Source organism: Pontibacillus halophilus JSM 076056 = DSM 19796 (genome assembly GCF_000425205.1).
Classification (GTDB): Bacteria; Bacillota; Bacilli; order Bacillales; family BH030062; genus Pontibacillus_A; species Pontibacillus_A halophilus.
Genome location: NZ_AULI01000015.1, coordinates 46,370 through 69,513 on the forward strand (window position 1 = coordinate 46,370; position 23,144 = coordinate 69,513).

The window sequence follows — 23,144 nt, forward strand, 5'->3', positions numbered from 1 at the left end:
AAATGAGTTTACATTAGCCGTTCTATCATAGGGTTACCTCCTTTAAACAAACATTAATTTGTTTATTGTACTAACATCGCATATGCATCTTTAATGCACTACATTAACAAGCTGCTGACATGGTTATTGTTAAAATGCTCTTTGCATTTACAAACAGTGTTTTAACGTTAATAAGACCATATGCGGAGGGCTAACCCAGCCGTGCCCTCCGGGGTAGGGCCTCCATGTGGAACCGACTAAACCCTTGATACTCTAGTGTTTTCTTTGAAATCTGAATCCCAACTAAAATATATAATTGCACTAATAAAACACTAATAATAAGAGCCGTTTTTGCACTGTTAATTGGGTTGTGTTTTTATTATTATTAGTGTCTTAATGAGTGAGTAGATATGGACAAATCTCTCGATTTATAGTAGTTTTTCTATATTGGAAATCCTCGCAGCTAATACATAAATCCTTATGTTTATTCGTTGTAATATGCAAAGGCATGTTTATTAGGGCGATACTAACTAAATAAGAACATTACCAGAATCCCTGGAGTGATATGAGTTAAGTTAATGGTTACCGTTAACTTTCTTATATGACTTCAGGGATTTTTTTGTTTTAAGGGAGGTCGAACATCTTGATTAATGAAAACCCTTTGTTCGATGTAACGGGGGAGCATGTTTATGAAGGGGGGATCTATCAAAGGAGATTAGTGGTCGATGAAAGGTATATGCAGCTTTTTGCCTTCTTGCAAACTAGCAGGCTTCTTAAAACCAAACAATTGGAGAGTCTTTTCGTGGATTACTTCGGTAACAGTATTAACGACAGGACGATGAGGAAACGGTTAAACAAATTCGTAGAATACGATGTACTAGCTAGTAAACAATTAGACTATGGTGTTGGCGCGCAAAAATACAATGTATACCGCTTAGGAGATAAAGGAGCAGAGCTTCTCCAAGACTACAAGTTGTTAGAAGCGAACATGGATTCCAACCACCTATATTCTCTATTCTCTAAGACCAACTATGACCATTACTTAGCTACACAGGAGATGTTAATCAGAACACTAACGGGGGCTAAGGCTTATCAAGCGCACAATGATGTAGAAGCTGGACAAGTTTTCACCAATCTCCATTCAATAAACCCATCTTCTCACCCTTATCTTGATATGGAGAGTAAGAGTGTTCTGTTAACGCCAGATTGGATTATAAAATCCAATAATAAGCTACTCTCCATTGAATGCGATAGCGGAACAGAGGTGCAAAGACACATTGTAGATAAGTTAGAGAGGTACATGACGTTAGCGCATTATTACAAAGATGAAGAACACCATGTTCTATTCGGAATCATCGACAAAAGCTTTCCGACTCGAATAGCCGCTAACAATAACAGGAGTAGACGTGTCTCTAACATTAAGCAACTAATAATTGAACTCCCGGGCTTTATAAATAGTAACTTGAATTTACAAGTTATCAGCATGGAACGAACAAAACAGGTTGGGCCAAGACCCTTAATGCTCCAACCCTTGACTGAAGACAATAGAAAGATCCGTATGAAAGTGTTCTATCGCTCATTAGCAAGAAAAGCAGATTATCCTTTCTCATTAACCAAACGTTCAAAGGATATAGAGGAAACGGTTCTCACTGCCATTAAGGAGCAAGTCGGAATTAAACCAGACTATATTGTTGAGGAAGAGGGGACCGCTTCAAGTCCATCTCTTTCTGTATTCTTCATGTTAAGGGAAGGGGATGTAAAGAGTTTAGCCAGACTGAAGTCCCTATCTAATGAATCAACCATACGCATACTTAATGCTGCAGGAATTCCGGTGAAAAGAGTATACGGTGTTTACTACGACCACGATGAACTTATCTATGACAATGTTCCGATTAATTGCGATGAGCACGTTTTCTTCTCTAGTATTAAGAGTCTTGCTCATCCAGGTTGTAACACAGGGATATACAAAAGGTTAACAAAGACAAGAGTGCAGGAGGTAGGTTATGAATAAGGAGAAAATCCTACGCAATATGCCTTTAATACTGGTTAGTACGTTATTAGTGATTGGACTAATATTAACTATTAGAGGGATTGTTAAATATGTTCTATTGTTTACTACTCCCATTTCTTCACCACCCATGGAGAATTGGTGGTTAGGGAACCCATTTGAACCTTCAATAATTGAACTAGGGTTAACAACCCTTTTCTTGATTGTAGGTTGGGCGCTGGCGACAAGAGTCATAGCATTCCAAAAGCCGGTGTTCAGATTTGGATTTGGGATTCTAATGGTGATGGGGATATTCTTTCAATACATTTGGACAAGTTCCGCTCCGGTATACACTGAGGTATTCCCATTCTTTCTAAATCAATTAGAGTTGATTGATCCTAGATACACGACGTTTAAAGAGGTCATGGTAGCGGATATTAATGGGTTACTTTATTTGCTTTTATCTCTACCGCTTGTAATAAGTGTGTTGGTCATGTTTTGGCTCGGGAACTTGTATACCCAATACCAGCATGAAACCAATGAATTTGTTCGTACATGGAAGATTAGCTTACCGAAATTCAAAAACTTCTTCGATAGGCAAGAAGTATCTAAGTATCCAGATGTGGAGTTAGGTGCCAATATTAAAACGAAAGAGATGGTTCTTCAAAAAGGAAAAGACCGCACGTTAAACAACGTCATTATTGGTCCTATTGGGTCAGGTAAGACATCCGCTTTAGTATTGCCTATGATTTCAAACGATTTAAAGCACATGGCTAGAATGATTAATGGCTTACCTGAAGCATACGAACAAGAGGACTTCCATTCAGAAGATGTTAAAGGGAATTTTCTAAACGGGATAACGGTGGTAGAGCCTTCTAACGACCTCTGTCAGAAAACCTATAAGCTAGCCTTGGCTCACGACATTCCCGAAGAAGCGATTTATTATATAGACCCGACCAATCCCAATACCAAATCTATAAACCCGCTTCATGGTCCAACAGATAAAGTGGCCGAAACGTTTGTACAGGTTATTGAAGGCATTGGAAAGCAGACGGAATTCTTCTTTGAGCAATCTCAAAGGGTACACCTAAAGCATTATGTGTATTTACTGAAGCTACATGATCCCGAAGCGGTCCCGACTTTCGATGATTTGATTGATATGTACAACAATGCGCAGCTGGTCCATCATATGCATGTGAGATTGAAACAGACGATTCCTGAAAATATTAACTATATTGAGGATAGAGATGAACGAAACCATTGGAAGATAGTGAAGGGGATAGATGAATGGTTTGACGCAAGTCTAGCAATCAAAGAGGAACGCAAAGGTGCAGTTTCCATGAAAGTCCGTATAGAAGATGAGTCCAGCCCTTACAATAATGAGTACGAATACTTCGATACTAAAGAAACGTTTGTCGTTGGTTTGCGGAACATCTTAAATGATATTAGCGCGAACAAACTTGTTAGACGGGTGTTGTTTGGACATAGTGACTTCTCCTTTGATACTCACTTAGAAGTAGGTGGGCTCCTTATTGTAAACACCGCTAAAGGTGAGTTGGGTGGCTTGTCTGATACGATTGGTAGATTCGTAGTGTTAATGATGCAAAATGCCGTATTTAGGAGAGAGCCGAACGTGAGTCCTTTCCACAGCATGATTATAGATGAATTCCCTGACTACATTACAGAACCATTCGCTTCGTTCCCTGCACAATCCCGTAAGTACAAGGCGATTATCACCATTGTCGCTCAAACAGTAGCTCAGTTGTCTCGAGAATACTCCGATGACTTCCTACATACTCTCCTAGCGACCTGTCGGCATAAGTTTTGCTATGGTGATGTGGATGAGAAAACCGCTACGTTGTTCTCTTCCATATTTGGAGAGAAGGACGAATACAAGGAAAGCGGTTCTGAACAATCCGTATCTTCTATGTTGGATGGTTCGACTATGAGGGAAGGTTTTACCACCTCTAAAGAACGCGAAGTCATAATGTCTCCTAGTGACATTATCTTTCAAGATAAGTTTGTGTGTGCTGTGAAATTGGTTGAGGATAACAAACCTATACAGGTACAGCAAATCCAAGCTAATTTTGTACCGCGGGAAGAGTTTACGAAGGCTTCTATCTTAGCAGATCGTGAAAAGGGTATTTTCTGGTTGCAAAAGCGTAAGGAGTGGGCCGACACATTTAATGCTCAAGACAATTATGAACGATTGGATGAAGAAGCCGAGGAGATCCTAACTGAAGATGTACCTCCTGAAGAATTGTATTTGAATGAAACCCCCATAGTGGAAGATTCAAATGAAGAAGAGGTTGTGGAGGTAGAAGAGCCACCGTTATTAGAGTTAAATCGAGGTTCTTCACGTCCTCGAACAGTTATCTCTACGGTAGATGAAGTAACACCCTCTAACACTTCCACAGCAGTTCTAGATCCACCCGCTGAATCTAGTACCGCTTCTCATAGAGAAACGAACGACAGGATAGTCAATGATACAAGGGATGACGATTCACAGGTGCAACACACTCCAAAGTCTAAGCAGCATGTGGATTCTATGATTATCGACGATTTAGATGAAGAGGAAGCGGAGAAAGGAAAAGATTCTGTTAGCCAATCGACTAATAGAGTCCTTTCAGTAGAGGAAGCATTGCTACAAGAGAAGGAGAGTAGTCAAACTAGCTCCACAAGCCCTAAGAGCGGTTCTCATTCTATGATAGACGATGACGAGTTAAGTGCTGATGAACTAAATATGTTCAAGATGTTCCCTGGTGAGACAGAAAAAACTAATCTACCTATCGAAGCAAATAATAGAGAGATTAGTGAGCCTGACCCGCTTTTTGAGCAAGAGATTGAAAGGCACTTAGATAGTTTAAATAGAGAATAAAGTAACCAAAAGCGATTTTCACCTATTTGTACCTCGATGTTCCTTCTTTATATTATGAATAACTATATATAATATCTATATACATGAGGCGTTACGCATATAAAGTTTCTTCAAAATAAAGAGGAACCGAGGTACATACCTCAATATCAAGATGTTTTACGAAAGAAGACGTGACTCCTCACACCCAAGTGTCTCTTTTCCTGTGACTTGATCTCCCACTTTCTTATTTCAGCAAGAATAGTTGAAATCATAGTCGGACCTCCTATTCTATATAAAAAGCGGTGCTCGTGCGCTAACACGATCACCTTAGTAATCCAACCACAGAATGCTGTGGCGCGGTTAAGACGAGTAACCCACCCTACGATTCCGTTAAGAGTATATAAAGAGCGGGTTATTTTTTATAGTATGCATCCCGTTAATTTAAAAAGTAATTTGATTACTTTTTAAATTTTAGTCGATAAAGACTTTACTTTTTCCGATTATTCAATTATACTTTGTATAACAAATCACTTCGGAGGTGGCCGAAATGAAAAAGGTGTTGATGGTAGGAGGAAAAAACTATAGATCAATTGCTCAGAAGAGCAAACAACTTAACATTCAAGTCATCCATAAAGCTGATTATAAAAAGGAAAGGCGAACACATACTTATTTCGAAAAACACATTAAAGAAGTGGATTGCGTCGTTTTATTTATCAATGCATGCTCCCATGATAATATGTGGAGAATACGAGAACTAACTAAAAGATATAACAAACCCATTGTTTACACTCGCGGAACAGGAACGACGAATGCTTTTACAATAGCGATCCAACGAATGAAGCCCAAAGTAGGTTAATTTTTTTAAGTCACTCAATAAAGTAATTTAATTACTTTATAAAATAAAACGAAAATGGAGGAGTTAATATGAAAGAAATCAATTACCAAAAGGCAGTATTTGAAGGATTAGAAGTGTTACGAAACGACCCAACCCTAATCAGAGAGCAAATGAACGATATCCAAGTTGTGTTGAGCTCTTTAGCGCTAATGTATATAGAGGAGTTGGATCAATTTGCAATCCCAGAGGAAATCAAATGGAGTCAAGTGACCCAACATGGATTTGAAATTGGAGAACGACTACAAAAAGCTGCGAAAGAAGCAGAAGAAACCATTCCTTTCTTGGAAGAAGCCCTTACAGCTGCGGAGTTTTCTTCTAGAGAGGAGTCTACATTATTTAAATTCGTAATGGTGTTAAATAAATACAAACGCCCTGAACTAGAGGAGTTTGGAAAGATAGTTGAAAATCTCCTATACCGTTATATGGAATCACAAGGCTGGAAGGGAGGCGAACATTTATCTCCGTATTCCATCAACGCCCTTCTTCCAAGGCTTTTAGATATACGCGAAGGTAGCGTGTACGATGGAACTGCTGGGGCCGGACTTTTGCTTTCCGAAGGGTATAGCTACGCGAAACCCAACCATGAAAAGTTATCCTTTTATGCTCAAGATAAAAACAGAAATGCTTGGAGCATTGGCCGAATCAACCTATTTGTTCACGGCATAACCGAAGTCGACTACCAACTTGAAGACACGTTACTCAATCCTGTCTTCAAAGAGGGGCATGGCTTGAAGAAATTTGATTACGTAATGATGAATTTTCCTTTCTCTGCTTCTTGGGACCGTAAAGCCGTAGAGGATGAGTTAATGGGGCGCTTTATGTATGGTCTACCGAGCAAGTCTAATGCAGATATGGCTTTTATCTCACACGCTATCGCTTCCCTAAATACCGAAGGAAAAGCAGCTCTAATTGTCCCACACGGTGTCTTGTTCCGAGGAGGAGCAGAAGGAAAAATTCGTAAAGAACTGATTCAAAGCGACCTAATTGAAGGGGTGATCGGTCTGCCTTCGAATTTATTCTCTAACACTGCTATTCCAGTTGCTATCTTACTCATTAACAAAGACAAACCCGAAGATCGCAAGGAGAAAATATTCTTCATTGATGCTGCCGAAGAATTCCAGAAAGGCAGAGGTAACAATCAACTACGCTCTGAAGATATCCAAAAAATCGTAGAGACTTTCCATAATGGAAGTGAAATTCAAGCATACAGCCGATTTGTAGAATTACCAAAGATTGAAGAAGGTTCTCTTTCTATCCGTAAATATTTCGACGTGGACGATGTAGATTCCCCAATTGGAACGGTGACAGTGAACAGTAAATCTTTTATGAATCACAACGTACCCAAGCAGGACCTAGGAGATGCAGCTGAAGTATATCGCGGAATAAATATGCCCTCAAAGTCCCAACAGCAGGAACCCGGCAACGAGTATAAGGTGATTCAATTGACCGATGTCCAGAATGGAGAAATCCAATTTGATACTCTTCAAACCATGACCATCAAAGATAGCAAAAAAGCTCAGCAATATGTGGTGAGAAAAGGGGATGTCATCGTCTCAGCTCGAGGAACAACCGTCAAAATTGCCGTAGTCCCAGAGACAGAAGAAGCAGTCATCTTGTCTCATAATTTCATTGGCTTACGGCCGAATCCAAACTATCATGCGCAGTTTCTAAAATCTTATCTTGAAAGTCCCTTGGGACAATATTATTTGGCTTCCTCTCAAAAAGGATCTGCTGTTAAAGTCATCAGTTTAAAAGAAATTGTAGAAGTTCCGGTCCCTGAATTGCCTTATGACAAGCAACAACACATCGGAAACTCTTATGAAAAAGCTAATAAAGACTATCAACAAGCGATTAAAGAAGCTGAGCAACAACAGAAAGAGTCCTATATGGATTTATACAAAGAGATGGAAATTACTGTAGCTTTTGATCAAAAACGACTTTAGTAACCCCATAGGGGTTGCAAATTTTAGTACAATATAACTATAAGGGGAGAAGGATATGACCACGATTCGAAAAGCTGATTTTTACTACGGATCTCTACTGTCCGTATTTATTAATAACGGCATGGCTCCAGCAATTGTAGAACCTGGAGAAAACCGGCGTATTTATTCGGTTACAACCGACAACGGAGAGTATGAAATTTATACGAAGTACGTGTCTAGTCCTGGTTCACGTAAGAATAATCATACCAAGACTTGGACGTTTTCCTTTTCAACTGAAGAAATGGAGAGAATTAAGCAGTATCAAGACAACGGAAAGAAATATACTTTTGCGTTTGTATGTGGACAGCATAATAAAATGCAAGATAGCGAAATTGCTATCTTAACATTGGAACAGGCGAAAGATTGCCTGGACATTGGCTTTCAAAGAGAGAGTCACCGAATTACCGTAAAAGCCGTAAAAGGAAAAAACGGACTCCGAGTCTATGGAACGGGCCGAGCCGACAAGTTAGAAGGCAAAGATAATACCCTACGAATTAAACGAGTCACCTTACCCATGATTGAAGGAGGAGTTACGATTGGCTAAACAAGAAACAGGTGCAAATATCGGATACGAAGAAAAGCTATGGCAAATGGCCGACAAACTGAGAGGGAGCATGGACGCTGCTGAATATAAGCACGTCGTGCTCGGCCTCTTATTCTTGAAATACGTTTCGGATAGCTTTGAAGAATTACATGCCAAATTAAAAGAAGAAGAGTATGCGGACGAAGAAGACCGCGACGAATACTTAGCCCAAAACATCTTCTGGGTACCGAAAGAAGCTCGTTGGTCTTACCTTAAAGTGAATGCTAAACAGCCAGAGATTGGTCAAATGGTCGACGCTGCTATGATTGCAATAGAAAAAGAAAACGAATCCTTAAAAGGGATTCTTCCTAAAATCTATGCACGCCCTGATCTCGACAAACGACGCTTGGGCGAAACGATCGACTTATTTTCTTCGATTCTAGTAGGAGATCAAAAAAGCAAAGCCAGTGATGTTCTAGGTCGCGTTTATGAGTATTTTCTCGCTCAGTTTGCAAGTGCTGAAGGGAAGAACGGAGGAGAATTCTATACACCTAGCTCTGTTGTTCAATTACTTGTTGAAATGATTGAACCTTATAAAGGGCGCATTTATGACCCTTGCTGTGGTTCAGGTGGGATGTTTATTCAAAGTGAGAAATTCGTGGAGAATCACCAAGGAAAATTAGGAGACATCGCGGTTTACGGGCAAGAATCCAACCCAACGACCTGGCGCTTGTGCAAGATGAACTTGGCTATTCGTGGAATTGACAGTAATCTTGGCGGTGAACATGCCGATACCTTCCATAAGGATTTGCACAAGAGCCTGAAGGCGGATTACATCTTGGCGAACCCTCCGTTCAACATCAGTGACTGGGGAGGAAATCGTCTATTGGACGACGCTCGTTGGAAGTTCGGAATTCCTCCAGAAGGAAACGCCAACTATGCCTGGATCCAGCACATGGTTTCGAAACTAGCCCCATCTGGAACTGCTGGTTTCGTCTTAGCTAACGGCTCGATGTCGACAAGTCAGAAAAGTGAGTTAGAAATCCGAAAAAATCTTGTCGATAACGACCTCGTCGAATGTATTGTGACACTACCGGGGCAACTATTCTATTCGACATCAATACCAGTTTCACTTTGGTTTGTCACGCGCAATAAGGCAACTAGAGGACAACGAAATCGTAAAGGAGAAACGCTCTTCATCGATGCGCGGAAACTAGGGTTTATGGCGGACCGTACCCATAAAGAATTTTCGAATGAAGATATCAAAAAAGTCGCCGATACCTTCCATGCTTGGCGCGGAACCAATGATTACGAATATGAAGATGTGCTTGGATTCTGTAAAGCAGCCCCATTGGATGAAATTAGAGGACATGAGTATGTCTTAACACCTGGTCGATATGTGGGATTGGAAGAACTAGAAGAAGATGAAGAACCATTTGAAGACAAAATGGATCGATTAACAGGTGAACTGGCGGAGCAGTTTGCGAAATCGAAAACGCTAGAAGATGAGATTCGTAAGACACTGAGGGGGATTGGGTTTGAAGTATGAGACAACTCTTAAAGAAGTGACATCAAAAATTGGAAGTGGAGCAACTCCAAAAGGTGGTAAACAGTCATACTTGGAGTCAGGTCCATTTTCATTAATCAGAAGTCAAAATGTTTATAACAATGATTTTTCTTATGCGGGGTTAGCATATATCACTCAAGCACAAGCAGATAAGCTGAAAAATGTTACCATTAATGAAGGTGATATATTAATAAACATAACTGGAGATTCAGTAGCACGATGTTGTTTGGTACCTAATTCGTTGCTTCCTGCGAGAGTTAATCAGCATGTAGCAATAATTAGGTGTAACACAGAGGTAATAGATACATATTACCTCTTAGCCATTTTAACGTCATTCAAGATGCAAGAATATTTAATTTCTATTGCTCAAGTAGGTGGAACAAGAGCCGCCTTAAATAAAAAAATGCTTGAAAACTTAAAAATTCCGTTGCTTCCAATGGATGTTCAAAGACAAATTGGAGCGACATTAAGGACTCTTAATGAAAAAATAGAATTAAATAATAACATCATTTCCAACCTGGAAGAACTAGCTCGAACTTTATTCAGACGCTGGTTTATCGACTTTGAATTCCCGAATGAAAACGGGGAGCCATATCGTTCCAGTGGCGGAAAGATGGTGGAAAGTGAGCTCGGATTGATTCCTGAAGGGTGGGAAGTAACTAAACTAGGAAATATTGTTACTACAGTATCGAAAGGAACAACCCCTACCAGAAAAGATTTAGATAGTGCTGTAGATGACTTATCAGTATATTTCATAAAAGTAAGAGATATTTCTGATAATGGAGTCATTAATTATAAAAGTACTCAGAAGATTCCTTTAAGTATCCACCAAAATAAATTAAAAAGATCTGTACTAAAAGAAAATGATATATTGTTTTCGATTGCAGGAACTATCGGAAGAGTATCTTACGTAAATAAATTAAAAAAAGAACGTAATATTAATCAAGCAATTGCCTTTATAAGGTTGGCAAATCCAATGTATTTTAATCTTGTATATCAACTTTTAAAGACTAAAAGTGTTCAAGAGGACGTAAAATCGAAGGTTGTCCAAGGTGTTCAAGCCAATGTGAGTTTATCGGTTTTAAAAGAGATCAGAGTACCAGTTCCTTCACAACATCTATTAAAGAAATATAATGAAATTTTTGATAGTAGCTTTAAACAGGCAGAGGAATTAAAAACTCAAATGGATACTCTTAGTGATGTGAGAGATACACTGTTACCTAAGCTACTATCAGGGGAAATCAATTTAGATAAAGAAAGTGAGGTGATGGAAGATGCCTTGGTTTAACGAAGATGAACTGGAACAAGCTACACTCGAATGGTTTGAGGAACTAGACTATGAAATTGCTCATGGACCGGATCTTTCCCCTGAGGGGGGAAATCCGGAACGCCATGATTATCAAACAGTAATTTTGGAAGATAGGTTATATGATGCCTTAGGTACGATAAACCCCCAGGCAAATCCTGATCAATTGGAAGAAGCCCTTCGTCAGTTGAAGACATCGAAACACCCGTCCCTCTTAATGAACAATCGGGACTTCCATCGCTTTCTTACGGATGGGATTGATGTCACGACAAACCGTGCCGGGGAAGAGGAACGAACGGAAAAGCTATGGGTCTTAGACCCCGAAAACGTAGAGAACAATGATTTTCTGGTACTCAATCAATTTACCGTGGTGGAAGGCCGGAACAACAAACGCCCCGATGTCGTAGTGTTTGTGAATGGATTGCCTGTAGTCGTATTCGAACTGAAGAGTTCATCCGATGAAAGCGTAGGCATTTCAGAAGCCTATAATCAACTTCAAACCTATAAAGCTACCATTCCAACGCTTTTTCAAACCAATGCCTTCATGGTCATTAGTGATGGTGTGAATGCCAGGGTAGGCACCCTCACTTCTAATGAAGAATGGTTTACCTTATGGCGGACGATCGACGGTAAAACCATTGCGCCAAATACCATTCCTCAAATCGAAGTGCTTATCCGTGGAATGTTTCAGAAAGAAACGTTACTCGATATTATTCAGCATTACATTCTGTTTCAGGAAGATGATGAAGATTTAATAAAAATCCTCGCAGCGTATCACCAATACTATGCCGTGAATAAAGCCGTAAAAGAAACAGGTCGAGCTATTGCCGAAGAAGGGGACCGTAAAATCGGCGTCATTTGGCATACCCAAGGGTCCGGGAAAAGCCTTTCGATGGTATTTTATAGCGGAAAGCTTGTGTTAGGAGCAGACAATCCTACGATCGTGGTGTTAACCGACCGGAATGACTTGGATGAACAACTCTACTCTACCTTCGGAAAGTCTTCTTCGATTCTTAGACAAGAACCAAAGCAAGCCACTTCCAAAGAGCACTTGAAAGAACTTCTTTCCGTCAATTCAGGAGGGATTGTATTTACCACAATGCATAAGTTCGCTCCCGAAGGAGAAGAGGAATCATTAGAAACGTTTACCGACCGAAAAAATGTGATTGTCATTGCGGATGAGGCCCACCGTTCTCAATATGGATTCGAAGCCGAAGTGCGTAAGAGTAAAAAATCAGCCAGATTGAAATACGGATTTGCAAAATACTTACGAGATGCCTTACCCCATGCTTCTTTCATTGGCTTTACCGGAACACCTGTAGAGCTAGAAGATAAAAACACACCAGCTGTCTTTGGGAATTACATTGATGTATATGATATGACCCAAGCCGTGGAAGACGGAGCAACCGTTAAAATCTATTATGAAAGTCGTATTATTAAATTAGATATGCCAGAAGATGAAGCGACGGATATTGATACAGAACTCGATGACCTTACCGAAGGCCAGGAGTTTGATGAACGGGAAAAACTAAAATCAAAGTGGTCGCGATTGGAAGCGTTAGCAGGGGCAGAGTCACGAGTGAAACGATTAGCAAAGGACATGGTCGATCACTTTGAAAGTCGACAAGAAGCCATGTTCGGGAAAGCGATGGCCGTTGTTATGTCCCGTCGTATTGCCATTGATCTTTACAAAGAAATCATCAAACTCCGTCCGGATTGGCATAGCGACGATGACGATAAAGGGGCCATCAAAATCGTTATGACCGGAAACTCCAGTGATCCTGAAGATTGGCATAAGTACACAGGGAATAAACGGAGAAGAGAATATATGGCCAAGCGAATGAAAGACAACAAAGACCCATTAAAATTTGTTATTGTACGAGACATGTGGCTCACCGGCTTTGATGTACCCTCTATGCATACGATGTACATTGATAAACCCATGAAGGGGCACAACCTCATGCAAGCTATCGCCCGAGTGAACCGAGTTTTCCGAGATAAACCCGGAGGTTTAGTGGTCGATTATATTGGCTTTGCCGATAACCTAAAAGAAGCACTAAAACAATACACAGAAAGCGACCAAAAGAATGCGGGTGTCGATACAGATTTAGCAGCAGAGATTATGCAAGAGAAGTATGAATTACTGCAGAATATGCTACACGGTCACGATTATCAGAAGTTCTATTCTGAGAAACAAACTGATCGTATGCAAGCCATTATAGAAACCGTCGATTATGTGCTCGGCCTTGGAGAAGAACGAAAGAAAGACTTTGTGCGCCTTGTGACTGAATTATCTAAAGCTTATGCGTTGTGTGCCACCACCTCTCAAGCACAGCAGTTAAATGAAGAGGTTGGCTTCTTTAAAGCGGTAAAGTCCGGAGTGATTAAGCTGTTACCGGAAGGAAAAAAGAAGAAAACAGGCAGCCAAATCGACTCTCAAATCAACCAGTTAATTTCGAAGTCTATTATTTCAGAAGAAGTAGTAGATATCTATGGCTCCTTAGGTATTGATAATCCGGATATCTCCATTCTTTCAGACGGGTTCTTACAAGAAGTGCAAGCTATCCCTCAAAAGAATGTGGCTGTGGAATTATTAAACCGATTGCTACAAGGAAAAATCAAAAATATCCAACGAAAAAACCTGGTTCAGTCCAAGAAATTCTCTGATCTATTAGAAAACGCTCTGAATAAGTACAATAAGAGGACCATTGAAGCTTCAAAAGTCATTGAAGAACTCATTGAACTCGCTAAAGAAGTTAACGCGGCCTACAACCGGGGTGAAGAATCCGGTTTATCAGATGATGAAGTTGCTTTCTATGATGCCTTATCGAACAATAAATCAGCAGAAGAAGTGATGGGAGATGAAACGCTCAAAGCCATTGCCCATGAGCTGACAAAGTCCATTAAAGCGAACATGAGCATTGACTGGAACTTACGTGAATCAGCAAGAGCTAACATGCGGATAACCGTAAAGCGCCTCTTGAAAAAGTATGGCTATCCACCTGATCTTCAGCAAAAGGCGATTGATACCGTTGTTCAACAAGCTGAGTTAATGGCGAGTAACGAGAGTTATTAGATTCTTGAAAAATCTTTAAATCAGAAATTTTGGGAGGTTGAAAACTGTGAGTACAACAACCTTTGGACAATACATTAAAGATAAACGAGCAGAAAGAAATTTAAGTCGTTCGGAAATGGCACGCAGAGTAGGAATTACACCACAATATGCTATGGGAATCGAAAGAGGCCAGGTTATTCCAACGGAAGATAAAATCGAAAGACTGGTCGAAGTCCTTGAAGCAAACGAAAAGACTGCTTTTAAGTTAGCTGATAAGATACCTAATCGAATTTTTGAGGAAGCAAAAGCAAACTATTTTAACAAGGCTTAGCTTATGTGAATTAATATGAATCACAAAAACGCCTTTTGAAAAAGTATGTATATCCATCTGATCTTCAGCAAAAGGCGATGGATACTGCCGTTCAACAAGAAGGATTAATGGCTAATTAACAAGAGTTATTAAGTATTTTACCAAAAGAGCTGTTATTCGTAGCAGCTCTTTTAGTTATATAAAATTATAAGAGGAGAGACAACGCACGATAATATAAAATCATGTTCTGATGACCCCCTTTTTTTTCATAAACCGTGTTCTTGTGACCCCCTTTTATTTTGAAAAGGAGCACAGCGTTCCCCTGAATTGCCGCATGAGCTGACAGGAGACTACCTTCAAATATTATGCACCCTCATGCAAATAATATGTGATTACAAATTGACAATATGTGATTTATTTATTATTATAAATATGTGATCACACATTTATATATAAGGGGTGTATGACATGGAGACTCGTGTTTGGCTTGTAAGACCATTACCTCACGGAAGTAACCATATGAAAGACTTTCTAAGTGAGAACATTATTGCGGTAGGTTATCCAGTAGGAGAAAATTTGGAAAAATGTAATTATAACCAGATTCGTTCTTTGTTAAAAGGACATGGATGGGAAGAAGGGATTGGAAATGTTAACACCTTGGTCCATGCGATGAATCCAGGAGATATTGTCATTGTCCCTGACGATAATAAGAAGGATGTCTACTTCGGTAAGATCATCAGCGATTATCAGTATGTAGAAGAATTTGATGAGGACAAACCTGAAAGTGGCTATCCTCACCAAAGGAAAGTGGAGTGGTATTTCAATAAAAAGCCTCTGTTAAGGTCGGATTTACCCGATGAACTAAGAGGATCCATGAGATATCCTGGTACTATTGCTGATATAACTAAACACCATGCCCATGTATTCAATACAATAAAAGATCCCAGTTTAAATTCAGATTCCACATTAGAACAAAAGGCGAAAAGAGTACTTGAGGAAATGTTACACCACAACGATCCAGAGGTTAAGTTGAGAGCTGCTGAGATTATTTTAAAATAAATATACCTACTTTGTTTCTCCATTTTGAATGTTAAAAAAGCTATCATGCAGGATGATAGCTTTTTAATCTTATCAATAGTTTATGAAAACTAACTGTTTCACAAGCTTATAAAAAGTAGATTGTTCTTATCAGATTTTTTCTAGCTTCCACCGATTCAATTCCTTCACGATCGAGCTATTCGTGGACCACCCACATCACTGGGATGGATTATTGTTCTAATCATTATCTAAGTTAAGTTCTAATTGATCCACTAATCCGAAAACCCGGTTAAATTTTTTATTGAATTCTTCCCAATTATCAGATGCTTGCATTAATGTAGTTACTTTTAGTAAATGTTTTTCTAGATGAATGTTACCTATATCTTCAGTTAAAAACTGATGATGTCTCCACCTTCTTCTTCCGGGAGCAACTACAGGATTATTTTTTTGTAGTTCTTCTTTTACTCCAGGAGGAAGATGATCATAAACATATTTATTAGTATAAATGCCTACTATACCTGGTTTTTTTGAAGAAGGAGTTGGATAATCCCAACCTCTTAACCTAAATAATTGCTTGTAAAATTCATCCGGAAACCTTTTTGTCCATGGGAGAAGTTCTTTTGATATATATTTTGATAAAAGCTTTTGTAGTTCGCTCCTATCCCGTTCTTCTTGATAACCAGTTGCTTCATCTACTAATGCTACAATCCCTAACTTTGATAAACTTCGTACTAATATTTCACTAGCTTTCGCTAAACTCTCTTGTTGTTTCGTTAATACACCATCTAATCGTGCTGCTAAATAAACATTACATAGAAAGGGGATAATATTTGCTTTATATCCTTCGACTTCCCGTCCATTCTTAGCTCTGTAATTGACGGGGTTCATTAATATTTCTTTTAGGTCTCCGTTAATGTATTCTGTAAGGCTTTATGAGAGTACTAGAGGGAAATTAATATAGCCTTTACAATTAGTCAGATGTATACTGATTTGACTTATTTAAGGAAATAGTATACATTCTAGGTAGTTGCTCCTAGAGCACTAGCTCTTTATAAGTAAACTAACACTATATATCCAACGGGAAAAACCCGCCTAAGACCAAGTCTTATAGATTACTATAAGTCTGTCTCTAGGCGGGTTTTTTTGTGTTCAAGAAGAAGTGGGCGCTGGAAACCCGCTTCAGTTTACGACAAAGCGCTAACTTAACTAATTTCACATGGCTAATTTATCAATGAACACAAATCAAGGAGGAATTTTATTATGGAACAAGCACTGCAACATTTGTCTATGTTACGTCGTAATCGAGAAATCACATCAGGTATCGTCCGTAGTGTAGGTAAGCGGAAAATGCCTGTTGAAGAGGGCGGAAAAATGGTCACAAGAGAAGTAGAGACCGCTATCTTCAATCTTAAAGGTGGATTCGTTGGTTTTTGTCCAATCCATGAGTTCGGAGAGCAAAACTTTTCCTCATTAACCGGGTTTGTTGGAACTACACACGAATTTATTATTGAAGAATTGATTTCTGATGAAGAGTCCGACACACACATCGCCATTGTTAGTGTTAAAAAAGCGGATAAGCAGAAGAAAGAAGCGTTTTGGGACCGCATGAAGCTCGTTGAAGGAGAAGGGGCTCTCGATAAGGAGAACTTTGAGGGATACATCACAGGTTACAGTATGGAAACACGAAAGATCTACGTAAAGGTTAATGGTCAAGACTGCTTCATGAACATGAACGATTGGGACCATGAGCGTTATTCAGATATTCGTGGTGAAGTACAACGTAACATGACAATCCCTGTTAAAGTACTTCGCTTCAAAGAGGATACTGAGCAGGTACAAGTAAGTCGTAAAGCTGCTATCCCTGATCCATTCCAAGAGCTACTGAAATACGAGCAAGATGACGCAATTGTTGGCCGTGTTTCTGCTATTGACCCAAGACATGGTATCTTTGTTCAGTTGGATAATAAATTGGAGCTTAAAGGAACGGTACCTCGTCAGATTCCAGACCCTGTTGTGGGCGAGAAAGTAAGTTGTAAGATTCGCGACATTAATGTGAAAGAGCGGAAAGGTCGCGTTGTTATTATCGGATACCCAGAAGGTAAGAAAAAAGTAAACGATTTAGATTCTTTCCTCTATGCCTACTAATTTAAGTGTAGCTGTTGAAGAACCGAGTGTTCAGGTAGACGACATCTCTTCCCAATATTGGACCAACGTTGATAATAAGGTCATGATTTGGGATGACCCTTCTATGGTTGGGGGTATCCGTCATCCAAAGCACTACAAGCCGCTATCCACCGTCCAAAGCGTTCTTAATAAGTATGAAAATGGTACGCTAAAAGCGGACGATATCGTTATACTTAAGATATTGGGAGATGCGATTTGTGCGAATGAAGACCAACTAAGGCGCTACTTGGAGCTTAACAACTTCAGCAGATCAAAAGTATCAGATAGACTTAAACGTTTCCGTTCATTGGGAATGGCTAGCCGATGGTATGTAAGAAGCCAAGTCCATCCCGATGATAAACGTCCTCCTGCTCCTTTTACATTGGGATTGGGAGGATTCAACCTCTTAAAAGACCGATATGGGAGCGAGCGTTACTTTGCCTATCCGGATCATTGGTATAAGTGGGGAGTAAAAGTCGTGCAGCGCTACGTAGCCATGAATGAGGTTCGGCTTCAGTTAGCGGAAAACCGCTACTTAACCGGTTGGGAGTGGAATGCAGTGCTTGCAGGAAGCACAAAGAACACACGTCCTCATGGAGTAGCGGAGATTAAGACAAAACAGGGGAGAGTTAACTTCATTATAGAGCGCGGGCAACAAACAAAGGACTTCCTTACGTTCTTCCAAGACAAAATAGAGAAGTATTCCCGTCTTTACAACAAGTATGGTTCCTTTGAGGTGTATCACAATCGCCAAGATGAGACTGTTGTGAATACGAACAAGAGTGTACTGGTATTGTATTGCTCAACCCGCTCTTTAGCTGTTACAGCTATGCAAGAACTCGACATGAAGAATGCTAACTTCCCTATATGGTTCTTAGTGGAAGAGGACCTTGTTGGTGAAGGTGGAATTAACAAGGCCTTCCTGGTACCTCAAAATGGTAAGTTAAGGCGCTTTAACCTAGAGACGATGGTTTAAAAGAAGTGAGTGAGTTAGGAATTGATTATAGAAAATACGATGATAGTCAACATTACCCGTAGTAAGAATAAAGAAATAGAGGCACTAGTCAGTTCCGTTTATATGCAGCAACTATTAGAACATGACCCTTATACTTATTACCATTCAGTACGTGTGGGCTCCATCATGAGTTCCTTTGGAGAGTACCTGGGATGTTCGAGTAAGGAAATTGAGTTACTTTATTTCGCTGGGTTGCTTCATGACATTGGCAAGGTATCAGTCAGTCAGAAAATCTTACAGAAGAAAGGTCCGTTGACTCAAGATGAATGGATTAGCATTAAAGCTCATCCTATCGATAGCGTTAGACGACTCAATGACTCATTAGCAGAACCGCTTATTCATCAAGTCGCAAAGTACCATCATGAGAACATGGACGGAAGCGGGTATCCTTTCGGCATAAAAGGGAAGGAGATCCCGTTCTACGCCCGCATTGCTAGAATCGTAGACACGTTTGACGCTATTACAACGGAACGGGCTTATAGTAAGAAAGATTCTGCAGGTAAAGCCATGCACATCATCACGAGTGAAGCGGGGAACTTATTTGACCCTGTACTAGCGCATAAGTTCAAATTGTTTTCTGCTACCCTAAGTTAATGGTATAGACTATGAATCTATTAAGGGCTACGAAACTTATTTGAATCATTTATTGACATATTCTTTCAAGATGCTATAATTTACTTATCCTAAATGGATGATATCCGAATTTATTCGGGTGTCCTCCTAAAAAATTGATTGAGGGAATGAGCTGTACTTTGTGCAGCTCGGACCCTTCCTAAACAAAATATGTTTAGAACGGAAGTCCTCCGTCTCTATATCAAACACATTCAAATGTGTGTTTATGTTTGATATAGAGATTGAGGGCTTTTTTTTATGCTCTTAGAAAGGCGGTTTTCCATTGAAGAAAGTATTGTTAGCAACCGGCTACGACAAGTTTAATGAGATCCTTCGGAAACACTTCAAGAGTTCATCGAAAGCTGACTCCTTCTACTTGTTAGAGCAAGAGGTTATACATCGGAACTACCTAAAGGAAATCATTGAAGAGCAAAAGCCTGATATCGTCATCGTACACGATTACCATCTTGCTTCATCTTTCGATACACAAGAAGAACAACAGCAAGAATGGATTGACCTCATAGACGAAACGAGAATCCAGTTTGATGACGCTATACGTTTTGTGTTCATTTGTGAAAGGAAAAACTCTGATCCATTCCTAAAGCGCCTTGTGCAAAGCAACGTACTCGACATATTTACAGACCGAGTTTTAGACCTTTACGGCATTATAGAACAGTTAGCTGATGGACCTAAGTTCGCGAGGGTAGCCAAGTACACAAAGGGTGCAAAGTACGCGGAAGAAGCGGTATTAGAGGTTGAAGATGAAGAGAGAGGAGCCCAAGGTGAGCAAGAACAAGCCGATGAGGATATCGAAGAGAAGAATCATTTTGTAAAGCTCCCTAAAATCATTGGATTCAAGAAAAAGAAGTCAAAGGCTAAAACCAAACAGGATAAAGAGCCTGAAGAGAAAGCGGAAGAGAAAGAGGTTAATGAGCAAGAAGTTAAACAGACCTTTAAGTTAAACGTCGTCCATAACACACCTCAACATATAGGTGTAACGATAGAGAGGAAACTAATCCTAATTGGAGGTCCATATTCACGTTCAGGCAGCACCTTTATTGCTCATCTGTTAGCCAAAGCCTTAGCAAATTACGGTGTACCACCAGCTTATATCGAAAGTCCTTATCAAAGGCCTTACACCTATGACCGCTTCTTTGGTGAGAAGAACGCACCAGACTATATAAGCTATTTCAACGCATTCACATCCTCCACAGATAATACAGATATTTTCACACCATTAGGAGAACAAAGCTACGAACGTAACCACGTTTGGGAGCATGAAGGGGTTCGGTTGGTAACTAAGCATCCTTTAGATGAACCAATCTACACAGAGGAAGAAATCAACTTTGAATCATTTGCTAGATTGATTTTATCTCTTCATAAGACACCGTTCATTATTGTAGACGTAGGAACGGATTGGACGCGAAAGACGGTACAAAAGCTATATGACATATGTGACCACGCCTACATGGTCATTGAGCCTGATCTACCGCTTGTCGATCAACTATACGAGTCTTCCGCAGCGGCATATGAATATCATCGCCAGATTTTAAAGCATGAAAAAACGTCGCTAATCGTGAATAAGGCAACACCAAAGATGGTTGGCCAATTTGCCGATGAAACTAACTTCACGTTCCCCCCTATCCATAGTGAAACCATCTACAACAGTCAATATGAGGGAACAATCGGACTCCATGAGAAAGGGTTGCAAGACAAATCCGAGAAGCAGCTTGAACCCATCTTAAGTGAACTGTTACCGAAACAATACCTTTCCAAGAAAAAAAGAGAGAGTGGAATCATATCCAAGTTAGTTAGAAGGAAGATAAACGTCTCCAAAGACTAACAAAAGCTAAGGGGCATTACTCAAAATAACAAACCTACTAGGAGGTAAATGATGAAACCAGGCATGAAGATATTCACCGGGGTTTTAACAGGTGTACTCCTGTTAGCTGCTATCCCTACATACGATTTACTCCTTAAAGATCGCATTGATAGTGCAGAAGTGGTGGTAGTCAAAGCGGGTGAAGAGATTCAAGCAAATGATGTAATATCCACTGACCAACTATCAGTTGAAAGAAGAAGAAAACAGGATTTGGTAGGTGATGTGGTATTCGCGGAAGACCTTCAACAGATTCTTGGAAAGGAAGCTGGTGAGCTTCTGATAAGTAATTCAATGGTATCTATGAAGAGCATTGACTTTGAAGACATCATCCCTGATCCAACTAAAGAAGAAGCTATCCGTCCCATCGTAGACGATATGATTTATGCCAAACCTGGTTCCTTACGTAGAAAGGATAAGATTGATATTTATGTTGTGAGTAAGGACTACATGGTAGAAGAAAGCAATCAATCAGCTGCAGATGATAGTAATAAAGCTTCTAGTGAAGAGGAAGATGAAGAAAAAAATGAATTTAACCTTCAATCATACAAAGAACCGCTTCTGGAGGACATCCAAGTAGTCTATGTAAAGGATTCATCTAATAACGAGGTAACAAACAAGGAAGATGAGCAAAAAGCCAAAGAAGAACGTCTGAATGCTACAGGTAACATCTCTGATTTAGAGGTTATCTTGAATGAGGATGACTTCCAGGCATTAATGAACGAAGTCGTAGAGAACGGAAATAAGTTATACATCACCTATAACTAAAGAAGGGATGACAAGTAATGAACATTGGAGTTGTTTCACGCAACGTCGCCTATAAGGAGTTATTTGAGAAAGAGGAATCGGTAAACTTATCAATTATGATTGCGCACATTGATAAGGAAAAGCCTAACTCAAACGTTCCTCTGACTGGATTGCTTATAGATGGAGAGACCGTTAATTACAACGAACTGGCAACGGTACGAGAGATTTTTCCTGACATTCCTATTTTTTATAAATTACATGGCGTGAAGAGTCACGAGCTCACCAAAACCATAAATAGGCTTTGTGCTGCACAAAAGATTCAATCCATAAATGAGCTTTATACGATTGAACAAGTCGTACTTGAAGTCATGCAGTATCTCAATGAAAAAGAAGGATTCAGCTCTAATAAAGTAATTGCCTTTTTTGGAACTCATTCAGGTGTTGGGGTAAGTACAACAAGTTTGAATATTGCAGAAGCTGTATCCAGCAAGGTAAAAGATAGAGTTTTACTGCTTAGTCTTAACGCATGGGATCCAGCGGATTACTTTACTGAATACAAAGGCAAGTATCTAAACGACTTGAAAGTTGATTTAAAAACAGAGACTTTGAACACCGCCAAACTTCATGAAGCGTTATATCAACACAATGGCTTTTATCATTTAGCTGGGAATCGCGACATTAAGCTCCAACGCTTCTACACCAATAAAGAGATTGCTCACTTGATTGATGTGGCCAAAGAGTCCTTTGATTTAATCCTTATTGATGGAGGAACCCACTTTGACAGCGCCTTGGCTACACAGGCATTCGTTCACAGTAACTTGCGCTTCATTGTTACTAGTCAGGATGATAAGGGTTATCGTGGATACTTCCCTCATGTGTACCAACAATTACTCGAGCCAGTTGGAAGCGTCAAATCAGACTTCATGTTGATTATTAACCGGTACCAGCCAAACATGTCTCTTATTAGCGAGAAAGACTTAGAAGAAGAGTTAGAAATTAAGCGGATTGCTACTGTCCCTTCGCTAGATGTCCTTGGACCCATTGCTATTCGACAGAAGAAGCTGCTTTACAACATATCAACGGACCCGAACTACGTTAAAAGTATCGATCAGGTTGCAAACACTGTTATCGCAGAAGCTAACCTCACTGAAAACAACCACGAAAACGGCTCAATAAATCGTGAGAGAGGACTGCTACGCGGGTTCTTCAAAAAAGAGAAAGTGAGGTAG

17 protein-coding genes are annotated in these 23,144 nt (G+C 39.8%); 16 read left to right on the top strand and 1 reads right to left on the bottom strand.

Going from position 1 to position 23,144, the window contains the following annotated elements; genetic code table 11:
• The first annotated feature begins 622 nt into the window (after nt 1–622).
• From H513_RS0114215 to H513_RS0114265, 10 genes are all read left to right on the top strand, one after another.
• Entirely contained in the window at nt 623–1,990 is a 1,368-nt protein-coding gene (locus H513_RS0114215; RefSeq protein ID WP_026801327.1) for a replication-relaxation family protein, read from the top strand.
• Nucleotides 1,983–4,844, top strand: a complete 2,862-nt coding sequence (locus H513_RS20335; RefSeq protein ID WP_051240015.1) for a type IV secretory system conjugative DNA transfer family protein — start codon at nt 1,983–1,985, stop codon at nt 4,842–4,844. Before H513_RS0114215 ends, H513_RS20335 begins: the two co-directional genes overlap by 8 nt.
• 526 nt (nt 4,845–5,370) lie before the next feature.
• A complete protein-coding gene (locus tag H513_RS0114230) occupies nt 5,371–5,679 on the top strand; it encodes a DUF2325 domain-containing protein (protein WP_026801328.1) in 309 nt (102 codons plus the stop codon).
• A gap of 68 nt (nt 5,680–5,747) precedes the next feature.
• On the top strand, nt 5,748–7,661 hold the full coding sequence (locus H513_RS20980; RefSeq protein ID WP_051240018.1) for an N-6 DNA methylase: 1,914 nt from the start codon (nt 5,748–5,750) through the stop codon (nt 7,659–7,661).
• Nucleotides 7,662–7,716: 55 nt separating this feature from the next.
• Nucleotides 7,717–8,244 (top strand): hypothetical protein, encoded by a 528-nt coding sequence (locus tag H513_RS0114240; RefSeq protein WP_026801329.1) that lies wholly within the window; start codon nt 7,717–7,719, stop codon nt 8,242–8,244.
• Nucleotides 8,237–9,772 carry a class I SAM-dependent DNA methyltransferase gene (locus H513_RS0114245; protein ID WP_026801330.1) on the top strand — a complete coding sequence of 512 codons (1,536 nt, stop codon included), beginning with the start codon at nt 8,237–8,239 and terminating at the stop codon, nt 9,770–9,772. The genes H513_RS0114240 and H513_RS0114245 overlap by 8 nt, the downstream gene beginning before the upstream one ends.
• Nucleotides 9,762–11,078: a restriction endonuclease subunit S gene (locus H513_RS20985; RefSeq protein ID WP_051240020.1), complete on the top strand. Its 1,317-nt coding sequence runs from the start codon at nt 9,762–9,764 to the stop codon at nt 11,076–11,078. The genes H513_RS0114245 and H513_RS20985 overlap by 11 nt, the downstream gene beginning before the upstream one ends.
• Nucleotides 11,065–14,172, top strand: coding sequence for a type I restriction endonuclease subunit R (locus tag H513_RS0114255; RefSeq protein WP_026801331.1), 3,108 nt, complete (start codon nt 11,065–11,067; stop codon nt 14,170–14,172). The genes H513_RS20985 and H513_RS0114255 overlap by 14 nt, the downstream gene beginning before the upstream one ends.
• A gap of 46 nt (nt 14,173–14,218) precedes the next feature.
• Nucleotides 14,219–14,482 (top strand): helix-turn-helix domain-containing protein, encoded by a 264-nt coding sequence (locus H513_RS20350; RefSeq protein ID WP_036803205.1) that lies wholly within the window; start codon nt 14,219–14,221, stop codon nt 14,480–14,482.
• Between the two features lie 447 nt (nt 14,483–14,929).
• Nucleotides 14,930–15,520 (top strand): restriction endonuclease, encoded by a 591-nt coding sequence (locus H513_RS0114265; RefSeq protein WP_026801332.1) that lies wholly within the window; start codon nt 14,930–14,932, stop codon nt 15,518–15,520.
• A 216-nt stretch (nt 15,521–15,736) separates the two neighbouring features.
• Here the strand turns inward: H513_RS0114265 and H513_RS20355 are convergent, their stop codons facing one another.
• Nucleotides 15,737–16,387 (bottom strand): P63C domain-containing protein, encoded by a 651-nt coding sequence (locus tag H513_RS20355; protein ID WP_051240022.1) that lies wholly within the window; start codon nt 16,385–16,387, stop codon nt 15,737–15,739.
• A 372-nt stretch (nt 16,388–16,759) separates the two neighbouring features.
• On the opposite strand from H513_RS20355, the gene H513_RS0114275 reads away from it, so the two are divergent.
• The 6 genes from H513_RS0114275 (at nt 16,760) to H513_RS20365 (ending at nt 23,144) form a co-directional block, all read left to right on the top strand.
• A complete protein-coding gene (locus H513_RS0114275) occupies nt 16,760–17,644 on the top strand; it encodes a hypothetical protein (RefSeq protein ID WP_036803207.1) in 885 nt (294 codons plus the stop codon).
• On the top strand, nt 17,634–18,638 hold the full coding sequence (locus H513_RS0114280; RefSeq protein WP_026801334.1) for a replication-relaxation family protein: 1,005 nt from the start codon (nt 17,634–17,636) through the stop codon (nt 18,636–18,638). The genes H513_RS0114275 and H513_RS0114280 overlap by 11 nt, the downstream gene beginning before the upstream one ends.
• Before the next feature lie 39 nt (nt 18,639–18,677).
• Nucleotides 18,678–19,271 carry an HD-GYP domain-containing protein gene (locus H513_RS20360; protein WP_081658302.1) on the top strand — a complete coding sequence of 198 codons (594 nt, stop codon included), beginning with the start codon at nt 18,678–18,680 and terminating at the stop codon, nt 19,269–19,271.
• Nucleotides 19,272–19,572: 301 nt separating this feature from the next.
• Nucleotides 19,573–21,132, top strand: coding sequence for a CpaE/TadZ family protein (locus H513_RS0114290; RefSeq protein WP_026801335.1), 1,560 nt, complete (start codon nt 19,573–19,575; stop codon nt 21,130–21,132).
• A gap of 51 nt (nt 21,133–21,183) precedes the next feature.
• Entirely contained in the window at nt 21,184–21,936 is a 753-nt protein-coding gene (locus H513_RS0114295) for a hypothetical protein (RefSeq protein ID WP_026801336.1), read from the top strand.
• 17 nt (nt 21,937–21,953) lie between these two features.
• A complete protein-coding gene (locus H513_RS20365; RefSeq protein WP_051240025.1) occupies nt 21,954–23,144 on the top strand; it encodes a CpaE/TadZ family protein in 1,191 nt (396 codons plus the stop codon).

What these genes read in the sequence shown, in the direction of transcription:
- H513_RS20980 (WP_051240018.1), top strand. Translation starts at nt 5,748, where the DNA reads ATGAAAGAAATCAATTACCAAAAGGCAGTATTTGAAGGATTAGAAGTG.
- H513_RS0114275 (WP_036803207.1), top strand. Translation starts at nt 16,760, where the DNA reads ATGGAACAAGCACTGCAACATTTGTCTATGTTACGTCGTAATCGAGAA.
- H513_RS0114230 (WP_026801328.1), top strand. Translation starts at nt 5,371, where the DNA reads ATGAAAAAGGTGTTGATGGTAGGAGGAAAAAACTATAGATCAATTGCT.
- H513_RS0114265 (WP_026801332.1), top strand. Translation starts at nt 14,930, where the DNA reads ATGGAGACTCGTGTTTGGCTTGTAAGACCATTACCTCACGGAAGTAAC.
- H513_RS0114280 (WP_026801334.1), top strand. Translation starts at nt 17,634, where the DNA reads ATGCCTACTAATTTAAGTGTAGCTGTTGAAGAACCGAGTGTTCAGGTA.
- H513_RS20360 (WP_081658302.1), top strand. Translation starts at nt 18,678, where the DNA reads ATGATAGTCAACATTACCCGTAGTAAGAATAAAGAAATAGAGGCACTA.
- H513_RS20365 (WP_051240025.1), top strand. Translation starts at nt 21,954, where the DNA reads ATGAACATTGGAGTTGTTTCACGCAACGTCGCCTATAAGGAGTTATTT.
- H513_RS0114240 (WP_026801329.1), top strand. Translation starts at nt 7,717, where the DNA reads ATGACCACGATTCGAAAAGCTGATTTTTACTACGGATCTCTACTGTCC.
- H513_RS0114295 (WP_026801336.1), top strand. Translation starts at nt 21,184, where the DNA reads ATGAAACCAGGCATGAAGATATTCACCGGGGTTTTAACAGGTGTACTC.
- H513_RS20355 (WP_051240022.1), bottom strand. Translation starts at nt 16,387, where the DNA reads ATGAACCCCGTCAATTACAGAGCTAAGAATGGACGGGAAGTCGAAGGA.
- H513_RS20335 (WP_051240015.1), top strand. Translation starts at nt 1,983, where the DNA reads ATGAATAAGGAGAAAATCCTACGCAATATGCCTTTAATACTGGTTAGT.
- H513_RS0114255 (WP_026801331.1), top strand. Translation starts at nt 11,065, where the DNA reads ATGCCTTGGTTTAACGAAGATGAACTGGAACAAGCTACACTCGAATGG.